Source organism: Stenotrophomonas sp. As-7, from assembly GCF_030291015.1.
In the GTDB taxonomy this organism is placed as follows: Bacteria; Pseudomonadota; Gammaproteobacteria; order Xanthomonadales; family Xanthomonadaceae; genus Stenotrophomonas; species Stenotrophomonas lactitubi.
This window is the reverse complement of sequence record NZ_CP127405.1, coordinates 3991156-4003919: the sequence shown is the minus strand read 5'-3', so window position 1 is coordinate 4003919 and position 12764 is coordinate 3991156. Positions and strand designations below refer to the sequence as shown.

At 67.0% G+C, this 12764-nt stretch carries 13 protein-coding genes; 5 read left to right on the top strand and 8 right to left on the bottom strand.

Going from position 1 to position 12764, the window contains the following annotated elements:
• Positions 1 to 4: 4 nt before the first annotated feature.
• On the bottom strand, positions 5 to 802 hold the full coding sequence (locus QP457_RS18270; protein WP_089236857.1) for a c-type cytochrome: 798 nt from the start codon (positions 800 to 802) through the stop codon (positions 5 to 7).
• Between the two features lie 155 nt (positions 803 to 957).
• Here QP457_RS18270 and yihA point away from each other — a divergent pair, with 155 nt between their 5' ends.
• Positions 958 to 1560, top strand: coding sequence for a ribosome biogenesis GTP-binding protein YihA/YsxC (gene yihA / locus QP457_RS18265; RefSeq protein WP_100462756.1), 603 nt, complete (start codon positions 958 to 960; stop codon positions 1558 to 1560).
• Between the two features lie 118 nt (positions 1561 to 1678).
• Here the strand turns inward: yihA and QP457_RS18260 are convergent, their stop codons facing one another.
• From QP457_RS18260 to QP457_RS18250, 3 genes are all read right to left on the bottom strand, one after another.
• Positions 1679 to 2653 carry an MBL fold metallo-hydrolase gene (locus QP457_RS18260; RefSeq protein WP_100462597.1) on the bottom strand — a complete coding sequence of 325 codons (975 nt, stop codon included), beginning with the start codon at positions 2651 to 2653 and terminating at the stop codon, positions 1679 to 1681.
• A gap of 670 nt (positions 2654 to 3323) precedes the next feature.
• Positions 3324 to 4142, bottom strand: coding sequence for a helix-turn-helix transcriptional regulator (locus QP457_RS18255; protein ID WP_205406219.1), 819 nt, complete (start codon positions 4140 to 4142; stop codon positions 3324 to 3326).
• Positions 4139 to 4843 (bottom strand): VIT family protein, encoded by a 705-nt coding sequence (locus QP457_RS18250; protein WP_089236851.1) that lies wholly within the window; start codon positions 4841 to 4843, stop codon positions 4139 to 4141. Before QP457_RS18250 ends, QP457_RS18255 begins: the two co-directional genes overlap by 4 nt.
• Before the next feature lie 152 nt (positions 4844 to 4995).
• Between QP457_RS18250 and QP457_RS18245 the strand changes: the two genes are divergently transcribed.
• Positions 4996 to 6360, top strand: coding sequence for a glutamate--cysteine ligase (locus QP457_RS18245; protein WP_205406218.1), 1365 nt, complete (start codon positions 4996 to 4998; stop codon positions 6358 to 6360).
• A gap of 98 nt (positions 6361 to 6458) precedes the next feature.
• On the opposite strand, the gene QP457_RS18240 is transcribed toward QP457_RS18245, so the two are convergent.
• Positions 6459 to 7517, bottom strand: coding sequence for an NAD(P)-dependent alcohol dehydrogenase (locus QP457_RS18240; protein WP_191078202.1), 1059 nt, complete (start codon positions 7515 to 7517; stop codon positions 6459 to 6461).
• Positions 7518 to 7623: 106 nt separating this feature from the next.
• Here QP457_RS18240 and QP457_RS18235 point away from each other — a divergent pair, with 106 nt between their 5' ends.
• The gene (locus tag QP457_RS18235) at positions 7624 to 8508 is read left to right on the top strand and encodes a LysR family transcriptional regulator (RefSeq protein WP_205406217.1); all 885 of its coding nucleotides are present in this window, start codon (positions 7624 to 7626) and stop codon (positions 8506 to 8508) included.
• A gap of 124 nt (positions 8509 to 8632) precedes the next feature.
• Here the strand turns inward: QP457_RS18235 and QP457_RS18230 are convergent, their stop codons facing one another.
• Positions 8633 to 9286 carry a TetR/AcrR family transcriptional regulator gene (locus tag QP457_RS18230; RefSeq protein WP_205406216.1) on the bottom strand — a complete coding sequence of 218 codons (654 nt, stop codon included), beginning with the start codon at positions 9284 to 9286 and terminating at the stop codon, positions 8633 to 8635.
• An 84-nt stretch (positions 9287 to 9370) separates the two neighbouring features.
• Here QP457_RS18230 and QP457_RS18225 point away from each other — a divergent pair, with 84 nt between their 5' ends.
• Positions 9371 to 10066, top strand: a complete 696-nt coding sequence (locus tag QP457_RS18225) for a hydrolase (protein ID WP_205406215.1) — start codon at positions 9371 to 9373, stop codon at positions 10064 to 10066.
• Positions 10067 to 10075: 9 nt separating this feature from the next.
• Here the strand turns inward: QP457_RS18225 and QP457_RS18220 are convergent, their stop codons facing one another.
• Positions 10076 to 10492, bottom strand: coding sequence for a VOC family protein (locus QP457_RS18220; protein WP_205406214.1), 417 nt, complete (start codon positions 10490 to 10492; stop codon positions 10076 to 10078).
• A gap of 108 nt (positions 10493 to 10600) precedes the next feature.
• Complete coding sequence (locus tag QP457_RS18215) at positions 10601 to 11704, bottom strand: alkene reductase (protein WP_205406213.1); 1104 nt, start codon at positions 11702 to 11704, stop codon at positions 10601 to 10603.
• Between the two features lie 131 nt (positions 11705 to 11835).
• Here QP457_RS18215 and QP457_RS18210 point away from each other — a divergent pair, with 131 nt between their 5' ends.
• On the top strand, positions 11836 to 12744 hold the full coding sequence (locus QP457_RS18210; protein WP_205406212.1) for a LysR family transcriptional regulator: 909 nt from the start codon (positions 11836 to 11838) through the stop codon (positions 12742 to 12744).
• The last annotated feature ends 20 nt before the right edge of the window (positions 12745 to 12764 follow it).

Below are 12764 nucleotides of genomic sequence, written 5' to 3'. Positions count from 1 at the left end.
GCGGTCAGGGGGCGGCGGCCGGTCGCGTCGAAGCGCTCTCGGCGGCGAGGTCGTCGGCCTTGTTGTGCAGGCCCTGCAGGTAGCTGGAAAGGGCCTGTACCTCCTGCTCGGTCAGCTTCTGCGCCACCGTGGCCATGATCTGGAAGTGCGCCTTGTCGGTCTCGTTGGTCTGCCCGGCCTGGTATTCCTGCAGGCGCCGGGCGACATAGCTGGCGTGCTGGCCGCCGATGTGCGGGTAGGCCGGGCCGGGGTTGCCGGCGCCACTGGGGCCGTGACAGGCCATGCAGGCCGGCAGCCCGCGCTGGGCGTCGCCGCCGCGGTAGAGCTGCTGGCCGATCTGGTAGAACTTCATGCCCTTGTACGGGCCCTCGGCCACCAGCGTGTCGTCGGCGATGCCGGCGTTGGCCTTCTGGGTGGCGAAGAACGCGCCGATATCGCGCATGTCCTGCGGGGTGAGGTTCTGCACGAAGGGCACCATCGCCACAGCAGCGCCGGAACTGCGTTGGCCGTTGGCGATCAGGGCCATCTGCTGGGCCACGTAGCGCTCGCTCTGGCCGGCGATGCTGGGATACATCTCCACCGTGGAATTGCCATCGGCACCATGGCAGGCGGCACACGCGGTGGCCTTGGTCTGGCCGGCCTTGGCGTCGCCCCAGGTGGTCTTGCTGAAATCCACCTCAAGCGAGGCGGTCCTGATCGGGCCGTTGTCGGGCAGCGGGGTCAGCGTGGTCTGCGCAAAGGCAGCAGCGGCAACAACGGCAGTAGCAAGGGCGGATACGGCAAGAACGCGAGCGTGGCGCATGCTGAAGCTCCGTATGGACCGGCCGGGCGGCGGCGGCCGGCATCGCCCGGATTATCAACGCCGTTTCCGTACACGGTCAACGCAGCAGTGCAGCATTTTCCCGCAGGAGGCCCGCGGGCCGGGCGCGCGGCGCCGCAACATGCGATCCTATGCGCATGTCATTGCTCATCGAACGCGCCCAATACCACCTCTCTGCCCACAACATGGGGCAGCTGCCGCCCGATGAAGGGTCCGAAGTGGCCTTTGCGGGTCGCTCCAACGCCGGCAAGTCCAGCGCGCTCAACGCGCTGACCCGCCAGAACAGCCTGGCCCGGGTCTCCAAGACGCCTGGCCGAACCCAGCAGCTGGTGTTCTTCCAGGTCACCCCGGACGCCCACCTGGTCGATCTGCCCGGTTACGGCTACGCCAAGGTGCCGCTGGACCTGCAGGCGCACTGGCAGGCCTTCATCGACCGCTACTTCCGCACCCGCGAGGCCTTGAAGGGCCTGGTGGTGGTGATGGACATCCGCCATCCGCTGAAGGACTACGACCGGCAGATGCTGGCCTACGCCGTGCAGCGTGGCCTGCCGGCGCATGCGCTGCTGACCAAGGCCGACAAGCTGAGCCGCAGCCAGCAGATGCAGACCCTGCAGAAGGTGCGCAAGGAACTGCATTCGTCGTTCGGCGATACGGTCAGCGTGCAGGTGTTCTCCGGCGCCGCCCGTACCGGCGTGGATGAAGCCCGCGGCATCATCGGCGGCTGGCTGGGGCTGGAATAAGTAGCAGGGCGCCGGGCCTTGCCCGGCGACACTTTTGTAGAGCCGAGCCCGCGCTCGGCTGCCGCGCGTAGCGCGGCGAGACCCTGATGGCCGAGCACGGGCTCGGCTCTACACGGGGTCATTTCAGCGGCGAGAACTCCGCCGGCACCCACGCATAGGCCTTGCCTTCGCTGCGCACGTGACCCAGCCCGGGGAAGGGCAGGTGCGCGCCGGCCACCCACCAGCCCTTGGCGGTGGCTTCCTGCAGCACGCTGCGACGGCTGGCCGTAGCCGCCTTGCGGTCCGAATCAGCCTCGAATGCCGCTTCCGGGTGCGCGAACTGCACGGCATGGAAATGCAGCACGTCGCCCCACACCAGCAGTGACTGGCCCTGGCTGTCGAAACGATAGGACACATGCCCCGGCGTGTGGCCGTGGGTATCCATCGCGACCGCGTGGCCGGGCAGGGCGTCGCCAGGCTGGAAGGTGTGCAGGCGACCGGCGGCCTGGTACGGCGCCACCGCATTGCGTGCCAGCGCGAAGGCGAAGCGCACGCCTTGCGGCGCCGTGGCTTCGCTGGCCGGGTCGAGCCAGTAGCGGGCATCGGCCTTGGACAACCACACCGTCGCATTCGGATAGGCCGGCTTGCCCTGTGCATCGAGGATGCCGCACAGGTGATCGGGATGGGCGTGGGTCAGCAGCACCTCATCGATCTCAGCCGGGTCCACGCCCGCCGCACGCAGGTTGCCCAGCACCTGGCCCTGGTCAGGGCCGAAGCACTGCGCGGTGCCGGCATCGACCAGGGTCAGGTGCTTGCCCTGGCGCACCAGGAAGGCGTTGATCGCGGTCTGCAGGCCTTTCTTGTCTTCGGGCACGTAGCGGCCTTCGAGCAGGCGGCTGACCAGCGTTGGTGGCACATCGACCACTTCCTGTCGGCCGAGCGCGACCACGCCATCGAACAGGGCGGTGACCTGCAGCGCACCGATGCGCTGGTGCTGCACGCCCGGCACCTGTTGGGTGGGAGCGGGCGAGGTGGCCTCGGCCAGCGCGGCCAGCGGCAGGGAGGACAGGGCCAGCAGCAGGGCGGCGCGCAGTGGCAGGTGGCGCAGGGTCATGGCGGTTCTTCTCGATGAGTGATGGGCAGGCCCGGTGCGCACAGCGTGCCGCGTTGCGCGTGCGTGCGGCGCTCAAACCACTGCGCGGAATGCTCAAGGGGGTTATCGGCAGGGCTGCGCCCTGCACCCGCAGAGGCAACGGACGGCCGAAGCAACAGCAACGGCCGAAGCAACAGCAGAAGCGGGCTTTCTGTGGGGAGGCGGGGTGGGTCCGGTGGCGGGGGGCGCCGTGAATACGTCCCTGTAGGCTTGGCCGCGGCATCCATGCCGCGGACACCCCCGCCACCGGACCCACCCCGCCTTCGACAGATTTTCGCGATCTGTTGGGATGGCATGACCTGCTCTTGGTGGGTGTCGACCTTGGATCCACGCCATGGGTGGATGCTCTTCGAATTCAATTCGGAATCATCGAAATGAATCGAATGGACGTGGAGGAAATCATCCACGCATGGCGTGGATCTACTGGCCACCAGGAAACTGTCGAAGGCGGGGCGGTGTCGGAGTGCGGGGTGTCAGCCGCATGGATGCGGCTGCCAAGCCTACAGGGACGTACTTGCGGCGTCCCCGCACTCCGACACCGCCCCGCCATCCCACGGAATGCACGCTGTTGCTGTTGCTTCGGCTGTTGCCGTTGCTTCTGCGGGTGCAGGGCGCAGCCCTGCCGAACAACCTAGATGTCGGTAGGAGCGAGCCCGTACTGCTCGGCGAAGCGCTTGCTGAAGCTCGCTGCAGAGCGATACCCCGCGCGCGCTGCTACGGTCTTCAGCGGCAGGTCGGTGGTGTACAGCAACTGCATGCCGTGGGCCAGGCGCGCTTCAGTCAGCAGCTGGCGCAGGCTGGTGGCTTCAGCCGCCAGCCGCCGGCGCAGGGTCGCGCCGCTCAGCGCGAAGTGTGCTTCAACGTCGCGCGACTGCCAGTCGCGTGCCGGCTCGGCGGCGATGCGGTCGCGGATCTGTTCGCCCAGCGTCGGTGCGTGCGGCAACAACAGGTTGCCGTGGCCCTGCCGGCACCACGCCAGCACCAGCGTGGCCAGCGCCAGCCGCGCTTCGCTGTAGCGGCCATCCTGCAACGACTGCCGCCAGCTGCGCAGCGCCGTGGCGTGATCGCTCAACGCCTGCCGTGCCAGCGCCGGTCCGGCCGTCGGCAAGGCTTCGCTCCACAGCGTGCGCGCCGCCGCCAGTACTTCCGTGCACAGCGGCACGATCGCGCTGAGGTAGCGGCCGGTCTGCGGGTCGGGTGTGTTGACCACGTCGATGCGGCAACGCTGGGTGATCAGCAGGATGTCGCCCGGGACGAAGGTCAGTGACTGGTGTGCGGTACGCACCTGCTTGCGGCCTTCCAGCAGGATCGCGAACTGCGGCTGCGGTATCTCCACCGAGCTGGCGCCGTGCTCGCGGCGCGCGGTGATGCAGGCGTAGCCTTCGGCGCGTTGGCAGCCGGCCAGGCTGGCCATCTCCGCCAGCAGGGCGGTGGGGGGCATGCCGGTCATACGACGTGCGCGCCCAGCAGGCGGCCGACCGCAGCTGCAGCCGCCATCGCCAGCGCACCCCAGAACATCACGCGCAGAGCACCACGCGTCGGTGACGCGCCACCGGCGCGTGCCGCCATCGCGCCGGTCAGGCACAGGCCGGCCAGCGTGCTGACCGTGGTGGCGGTGGCGACGTTCTGTACCGGTGCCAGCAGTGCGGTCAGCACCGGCAGGGCAGCACCACAGGTGAAGGCGCCGGCCGAAGCCAGTGCGGCCTGCAACGGTCGCGCGCGTAGTTCCTCGGTGATGCCCAGTTCGTCGCGCGCATGGGCGCCCAGCGCGTCATGGGCGGTCAGCTGTTCGGCGACCTGGCGTGCCAGCGCCGGCTCCAGGCCGCGGTGGCGATAGATCGCGGTCAGCTCGTCCAGTTCGCTGTGTGGGTCTTCATGCAGCTCGCGCTTTTCCATCGCCAGATCGGCATTCTCGGTATCGGCCTGGGTCTGCACCGATACATACTCGCCGGCGGCCATCGACATCGCACCGGCCACGGTGCCGGCCACGCCGGTGGCCAGGATCGTGCTGGCGGAGGCGCCGCTGGCGGCCACACCGACCACCAGGCCGGCGACCGAGACGATGCCATCGTTGGCGCCCAGCACGGCGGCGCGCAGCCAGCCGACGCGATCGGCGCGATGCAGTTCAGGATGTCGTGAATGGCGGCTCATGACCCTGAGTGTACGAGGGTCAAGAGGGTGTCGGTAGGATGCTGAAACCCGTCACCGTCGCATGACGTAACGAGCCGCCACGCTATAGTGCGCCCTTGCGATGCAAGGCTCCCAGCCCCACATCCCCTGCCACCGTCCAGCGAGCCACCCCCTTGTCGAGCCCCAGCCACGTCGCCGATACGCCCATTACCGACCGCTCGCAACTGGTGGCGGAGATCGCCTCCGGCGAGAAGCCCCGTACGCAGTGGCGCATCGGTACCGAGCACGAGAAGTTCGGGTTCCGCCTGGATGACCTGCGCCCGCCGACCTTCGAGGGCGATCGCGGCATCGAAGCACTGCTCAACGGCCTGGTCCGTTTCGGCTGGACCCCGGTGCAGGAAAACGGCAACACCATCGCCCTGCTGCGTGATGGCGCATCGGTGACGCTGGAGCCCGCGGGCCAGCTGGAGCTGTCCGGTGCGGCGCTGGAAACCATCCATCAGACCTGCGTGGAAACCGGCACCCACCTCAATGAGGTGGCACAGGTGGCCGGCGAGCTGCAGCTGGGCTTCCTCGGCATGGGGTTCCAGCCGAAGTGGACGCGCGATGAAATGCCGTGGATGCCCAAGGGGCGCTACAAGATCATGCGTTCGTACATGCCCAAGGTCGGTTCGCTGGGCCTGGACATGATGACCCGCACCTGCACCGTGCAGGTGAACCTGGATTACGCCAGCGAAGCGGACATGGTGAAGAAGTTCCGCGTGTCGTTGGCGCTGCAGCCGATCGCCACCGCCCTGTTCGCCGACTCGCCGTTCACCGAGGGCAAGCCTAACGGCTACCTCAGCTACCGCTCGCACATCTGGACCGACACCGATGCCGACCGTACCGGCATGCTCGACTTCGTGTTCGAGGATGGCTTCGGTTACGAGCGCTACGTCGACTACCTGCTCGATGTGCCGATGTATTTCTCCTACCGCGACGGCATCTACCACGATGCGAGCGGGCAGAGCTTCCGCGATTTCATGCAGGGCAAGCTGCCGGTACTGCCGGGCCAGCTGCCGACGCTGCGCGACTGGTCGGACCACACCACCACCGCGTTCCCGGAAGTGCGGCTGAAGAAGTACCTGGAAATGCGCGGTGCCGATGGTGGCCCGTGGAGCCGCCTGTGCGCGCTGCCGGCCTTCTGGGTGGGCCTGCTGTACGACGACACCGCACTGGATGCAGCGTGGGACCTGGTGCGCGACTTCAGCCTGGTTGAACGCCATGCGCTGCGTGATGGGGTGCCCAAGCATGCGATGAACCTGCCGTTCCGCAATGGCACCGTGCGCGACCTGGCGCGCGAAGCGGTGAAGATTTCCGTGGAAGGCCTCAAGCGCCGTGCGGCGCGCAATGCCGATGGCCAGGATGAAAGCAAGTTCCTGGACGTGCTGCAGGAAATCGTCGAGTCCGGCCTGACCCCGGCCGAGCGCAAGCTGGCGCTGTTCCATGGCCGCTGGCACGGCGATGTGGATCCGGTGTTCCGCGAGTTTGCTTACTGACGCGGGATGGATGACCGCCGGGCATGGCCCGGCGCTACCGTCAGGAATGAAAAAACCCCGGCATTGCCGGGGTTTTTCGTTTCCACAACCGACTTGGATCAGGCAGCGTTCTTCATCGTCGCCATGTCGATCACGAAGCGGTAGCGCACATCGTTCTTGGCCATGCGTTCCCAGGCTTCGTTGACGTTCTTGATGTCGATCATCTCCACATCGCTGACGATGCCGTGCTCGGCACAGAAGTCCATCATTTCCTGGGTTTCAGCCATGCCGCCGATCGCCGAGCCGGTCAGGTGCTTGCGACCGAAGATCACGCTGCCACCGGTCAGCGGCGGGTCCAGTTCGGTCAGCACGCCGACCAGGCACATGGTCGCCTCACGCTTGAGCAGGCCCATGTACGGGTTGGTGTCATGACCAACCGGGATGGTGTTGAGCAGGAAGTCGAAGCTGCCGGCGTGTGCCTTCATCTGCGCGGCATCGCGCGAGACCAGCACTTCGTCGGCGCCCAGGCGCTTGGCGTCGGCACCCTTTTCCGGGGTGGTGGTGATCATCACCACGTGCGCGCCGAGTGCCTTGGCGAACTTCACGCCCATGTGGCCGAGGCCACCCAGACCGATCACGCCGACCTTCTGGCCCGGGCCGACCTTCCAGTGGCGCAGCGGTGACCAGGTGGTGATGCCCGCGCACAGCAGCGGCGCGGCGGCCTTCAGGTCCAGCGTTTCGGAGACCTTGACCACGAAGCGCTGCTCGACCACCACGTGGTCGGAATAGCCGCCGTAGGTCGGGGCACCGTCGGCGCGTTCACGGCCGTTGTAGGTCCAGGTGGCACCTTCGGCGCAGTACTGCTCCAGATCGTGTTCGCAGGCATCGCAGTGGCGGCAGGAGTCGACCATGCAGCCGACGCCGGCGTGGTCGCCGACCTTGAAGCGGGTGACCTCGCTGCCGACTTCGGTAACGCGGCCGATGATCTCGTGGCCCGGCACCATCGGGTAGATCGAGCCACCCCAGTCGTCGCGGGCCTGGTGCAGGTCGGAATGGCAGATGCCGCTGTACAGGATCTCGATGCGCACATCGTTCGGGCCGACCGCGCGGCGCTCGAACTCGAAGGGCACCAGCGGGTCGGTATGGGTATGGGCGGCGTAACCACGGGCGAGGGACATGGGGAATCCTTGGCGGGTTTGTCGAAAGGCGTTTTACAATACGCCCCGTACCGCAAGGTAAGAAGCGCATATATCGGCATGATTCATCAAGGCAGACTGCACAATCATGGCCACTGACAACCTGTCCCACCTGGCCGCTTTCGCCGCGGTCGCCCGCCACCGCAGCTTCCGCCGCGCCGGCGCCGAACTGGCCCTGTCGACCTCGGCGGTGAGCTATGCGATCCGCGCGCTGGAGGAGCGGCTGGGGGTGGGGCTGTTCCACCGGACCACCCGCAGCGTGGCCCTGACCGAGGCCGGACAACGGCTGCTGGAGCGCCTGCAGCCGGCGCTGGGCCAGGTGCACGATGCGCTGGAAGAAATGAATCACTTCCGCGCCGTTCCGGCCGGCCTGCTGCGGATCAATGCGACGCGGGCGGCGGTGGCGACCCAGTTGGGGCCGCGGCTGGCGCGTTTCCTGCACGCGCATCCGGATGTACGGGTGGAGCTGACCGAGAACGATGGTCTGGTCGACATCGTCGCCGAGGGTTACGACGCGGGCGTGCGCCTGCACGAGTTCGTGCCCGAGGACATGGTGGCGGTGCCGATGGGGCCGCCGCTGCGCGGCTTGATCGTGGGTTCGCCCGAGTACCTGCGGCGCCGGCCGGCACCGCAGCATCCGCGCGACCTGGCCGCGCATGAGTGCGTGCGGTTCCGCTTCGCCAGCGGCCATCTGTACAAGTGGCAGTTCGAGCGCGAGGGCCAGACCCTGGAGATCGACGTACCGGGGCGGCTGACGCTCTGCGAGCAGGGCACCGTGGTTGGCGCGGTGCTCGATGGCATCGGCCTGGCCTATGTGCTGGAAGACACCGCGCGCCCGTACCTGGACGATGGCCGACTGGTGGCGATGCTGGAAGACTGGAGCGAACCGTTCGCCGGGTTTGCGTTGTACTACCCGAAGCAGCGGCAGATGCCTGGAGCGTTGCGTGCGTTCGTGGACATGTTGCGCGAGTGAATTGGGGTGGGTCGCATCCACGCATGGCGTGGATCTACTGACCATCGCCGCATGCTCATTTTGACCCCGCCACGCGTGGATGCCGTTGCACAGTAGATCCACGCCATGCGTGGATGGCACCACGCTACGCAGCCTGCAGCATCGGCTCCATCAACTGCAGGCAGTCACGCAGATGCGCATCCACCGAGGCGTCTTCGGCAACCACACCGATGGCGCGTTCGCGCAGCGGTTCGGCCACGGCCATGGACAGCACCAGACGTGCCATCCGTTCTGGATCACCGGCACGCAGCAGGCCACGCTGCTGCTGCCGCGCCAGCCAGTCCGCCAGCAACGCACGTCCGCGGCCGATGCCGTTGTCCAGGTAGGCCCGCAGCAGCGCGTCCTTGCCCGGGAAGTCGGTGGTCAACAGCCGGAACACCCGCACCGCCTGTGCTGACAATGCCTGCGCGCACACCGCCTGCAGGATGTCGTGCAGCAGCGGCAGCACGTCTTCTGCGTGGCGGGCATCACGTTGCAGCTGCGGTGCGAAGCCATCGGTCCACTCGCGCACCGCCAGGCCTACCAGCTCATCACGGTTGCCAGCATGCCGGTACACCGTCTTCTTGGCCACGCCGGCATGCGCAGCGACGGCTTCGATGGTGGTCGCTTCGTAGCCCTGCGCCAGCAGCAGATCCAGCGTCGCCTGCAGCACGGCATGGCGGACGTCGGCCTCTGGCCGTGCTGGACGCCCGCGGCGACGGGGTGATGCGATCGGATCGGGAGGCGCAGTAGCGATCATCGCGCACATTCTAGCGCATTCTGATAATTGCGAAACGAAGTGCGTTTCCGTATTGTCCGGGCTTCACCTCCCCAAGGATTCACCATGGACACCGTCGCCAACGCTCACGCCTGGCTGGACCACCACGATCTGCTCGACCCGGCGCCGATGCACCTGGAAACCGGCATCCAGCGTCGCGAAGACGGCACCCTGCTGGTCGCAGTGCGCACCGATCTGCATGGCTGCAAGGGCCGCATGCTGGACTGGTGGTTCACCTTCTTCGAGACCACCCAGCACATCCGCTGGTGGCACCCGCTGGACCATGTCGAGCATCGTGGCTGGGACGCGGCCTGGCAGCGTGGGCGCAGTTACCATGGCGCCAGCATCCATGCGGTGGAATCGCTGGCCGACATTCCGCCGGTGGCGGCACGCCTGAAGTTCCATGATCCGCGCACGCTGCTCACACCTGGGCGTCTGCAGACGGCGCAGGATGCGGGCGATGTCTCGGCGGTGATTGCCGCACGCATCGGTTTTGGTGACCACGTTCGTCTGGACGCACACGGTGATCCCTGCGACGGCCAGATGCTGCACGTCGCGCGCGATACGCCGTTCGGCTGCGTGCTGCGCAGCCGCTTCGTGTTGGGCCTGGACAGTGAAGACCCGCAGCGCGATGCCAGCGATGCGATCGGCCTCGGCCTGCTCAAGCACTGCTATACGGAGTTCAGCTTCCTGTCGCGGCTGCTGCCGTCGCTGTACTACGGGGAACGCGCGAATGACGAGGCGGTGCCACTGCCGTGGTGAACTCGGGTGCTACTCCAGCAGGGCGTCATAGCCTGCATCGCTGAATTGGATCAGGCAGAAGCCATGGCCGAAGGGATCGGCCAGCACGGCGATTCTTCCCCAGCGGTGTTCGCGCACGGCCTGTTCAAGAGAAGCGCCGGCTGCAACGGCGCGGGCAAGCGCAGCGTCGATATCGGCGACCACCCAGTCCAGATGCACGGGCGTCCAATGTCGCTCGTAATCGCGCACGTCGCCGTCTTCGGTCGCTGCGCTGCCGGCGTCGTTCTGCAGCAGGTATAGCGGCGTGGGGCCACCGAGCAGTTCCAGTGCGCCGGGGCCCAGGCGGCGGCCGGTGTGCAGGCCGAAGGCCTGGGTATAGAAGGCTTCGGCAGCTACAAGATCGGGTACGTCGAGGTTGACGATGAAAGACGCGGCTGAGGGGAGCATGGAGGATGGCCGATGGGATGCCGGACAACGATGCGCTTGCGCTCTGGCTGCAGCAAGGCGCGGCACACCGGCGGCTGCCGGTGCACCGCATCCACGCATGGCGTGGATCTACTGCGCGAGCGGGTAGTCGAGGTAGCCTTCGACGCCGCCACCGTAATAGGTGCTGCGATCGGGCATGGCCAGCGGCACATCGCGCTGCAGGCGCTCGACCAGATCCGGGTTGGCGATGAACGGCTGGCCGAACGCGGCCAGGTCGATGATGCCGTCCTCGACCAGTCGCAGAGCACGCTCACGGGTGAGCCCACCGGCGAGAATCACGGTGCCGCCGTAGGTTTGCTTGAAAGTCTTCAGGAACGCCTCGCCGATGACGGGCGCGCCGCGCAGGTAGTTGTCGTTCAGATGCACATACGCCAGCCCGCGCTTGCCAAGCTCTTCGGCCAAGTAAAGATAGGTGGCTTCGTTCTCTGCATAGGCCGGCATGTCGAAAGTCTGGCTGTTCGGCGCCAGGCGCACGCCGATCCGCTGTGCACCGATCCGCTGCGCCATCGCATCCACGGTGTCCAGGATCAGCCGTGCGCGGTTGCGCAGTGAACCACCGTAGAGATCCTGCCGATCATTGGTGACCGGGTTGAGGAACTGCTCGAACAGGTAGCCGTTGGCAGCATGCAGCTCGATGCCATCGAAGCCGGCAGCGATGGCATTTCCAGCGCCGCGTACGAAGTCGCTGACGATACCCGGCACTTCGTCGGTGCGCAGCGCGCGCGGCGGCGTCGGATCGGCATGGCCACGGCTGCCGTCATCCAGATACACGAACGAGGTGTTCTTCGGATCGCTCGCCACCGGTCGCGTGCCGGCGCTCACCGGCTGGCCGCCGTCGGGCTGCAGCGAGCTGTGTGACATGCGTCCGACGTGCCACAGCTGGGCGAAGATCGCGCCCTGCGCAGCGTGTACGGCGTCGGTGACAAGCTTCCAGCCGGCGACCTGTTCAGCGGACCAGATGCCCGGCACGTCGATATAGCCCTGGCCCTGCGCCGACACTGGCGTGCCCTCGCTGATGATCAGGCCTGCGCTGGCACGTTGCCGGTAGTACTGCGCAGTGAGTTCGTTGGCGACCGCACCGGGGTTGCGGGCGCGGGTCATCGGCGCCATCGCGATGCGGTTGCGCAGTGGTGTTCCGGCCAGGTCGTAGGGGTGGAGGAGGGGGGAGGTCATGTCAGTCATCTCGGAGCGGGGGAGGGCGCCAACGGCGCGACAGCACCATGATGGAGTTGACATGCAGGCGCATAAAGACGGTAAATTTCCCGTCAAGCGGGACTATCTGTCCCTAATAAGCGAGTCCGCCGATGCTTCCCGTCGAATCCCTGAATGGCCTGGCGACCTTCGTCACCACGGCGCGCTCGGCCACCTTCACCGAAGCGGCCGATGCCCTGGGCATCTCGCGCTCCGCGGTCGGCAAGGCCATTGCCCGGCTGGAAGCGCGGCTGGGGGTGCGCCTGTTTCATCGCACCACCCGGCGCATCGCGCTGACCACCGATGGCGAGGCGTACTACGCCTCGTGCGCGGCGGCGCTGGATGAAATCGCGGCAGCTGAAGCGTGCCTGGGTTCGGCTGCGCATCTGCCGAGCGGCCGCCTGCGCATCGACATGCCGTCCTCGTTCGGTCGGCTGGTGGTGCTGCCGGTGCTGCTGAAAATGTGCCAGCAGTATCCGGACCTGCAGTTGACGATGACCTTCACCGATCACTTCGTTGATCCGCTGGAGGAAGGCATCGACCTGCTGATCCGCTTCGGCGGCCTGCATCACGCCGAGCATCTGGTTGCACGCAAGCTGGCCAGCCAGCGGCTGGTGACCTGCGCGTCGCCGTCCTACCTGCAGGCGCATGGCACGCCACGGACCATTGACGATCTACATGCACACCGCAGCATCGTCGGCTACCGCCATGGACAGCCTGTGGCCTGGCGGATGGGAGACGCGGGCACCCAGGGTGTGTTCATTCCCAGCGGCACCTACCAGCTCAATGATGGCGATGCGGTGATCGAAGGCGCGCTGGCTGGCCTGGGCATCTGCCAGATGCCGGTATCGCTGGTGCGCCGGCATCTCGAGTCCGGCGCGCTGCAGTCGGTGCTCGACCACTGCATGCAACACCATGTGGACATCCACGCGCTGTGGCCGCAGACCCGGCACCTGCGGCCGAAGGTGCGTTACGTGGTGGAGGAGCTGACCCGACTGGCCGCAGAGGGCGTCTTCGATTGAGGTACCGATCGGCTTCTGTA

Bases quoted from the DNA above. Each gene is read 5' to 3' on its own strand.
- QP457_RS18270 (WP_089236857.1), bottom strand. From the start codon at position 802: ATGCGCCACGCTCGCGTTCTTGCCGTATCCGCCCTTGCTACTGCCGTT.
- yihA (WP_100462756.1), top strand. From the start codon at position 958: ATGTCATTGCTCATCGAACGCGCCCAATACCACCTCTCTGCCCACAAC.
- QP457_RS18260 (WP_100462597.1), bottom strand. From the start codon at position 2,653: ATGACCCTGCGCCACCTGCCACTGCGCGCCGCCCTGCTGCTGGCCCTG.
- QP457_RS18255 (WP_205406219.1), bottom strand. From the start codon at position 4,142: ATGACCGGCATGCCCCCCACCGCCCTGCTGGCGGAGATGGCCAGCCTG.
- QP457_RS18250 (WP_089236851.1), bottom strand. From the start codon at position 4,843: ATGAGCCGCCATTCACGACATCCTGAACTGCATCGCGCCGATCGCGTC.
- QP457_RS18240 (WP_191078202.1), bottom strand. From the start codon at position 7,517: ATGTCCCTCGCCCGTGGTTACGCCGCCCATACCCATACCGACCCGCTG.
- QP457_RS18235 (WP_205406217.1), top strand. From the start codon at position 7,624: ATGGCCACTGACAACCTGTCCCACCTGGCCGCTTTCGCCGCGGTCGCC.
- QP457_RS18230 (WP_205406216.1), bottom strand. From the start codon at position 9,286: ATGATCGCTACTGCGCCTCCCGATCCGATCGCATCACCCCGTCGCCGC.
- QP457_RS18225 (WP_205406215.1), top strand. From the start codon at position 9,371: ATGGACACCGTCGCCAACGCTCACGCCTGGCTGGACCACCACGATCTG.
- QP457_RS18220 (WP_205406214.1), bottom strand. From the start codon at position 10,492: ATGCTCCCCTCAGCCGCGTCTTTCATCGTCAACCTCGACGTACCCGAT.
- QP457_RS18215 (WP_205406213.1), bottom strand. From the start codon at position 11,704: ATGACCTCCCCCCTCCTCCACCCCTACGACCTGGCCGGAACACCACTG.
- QP457_RS18210 (WP_205406212.1), top strand. From the start codon at position 11,836: ATGCTTCCCGTCGAATCCCTGAATGGCCTGGCGACCTTCGTCACCACG.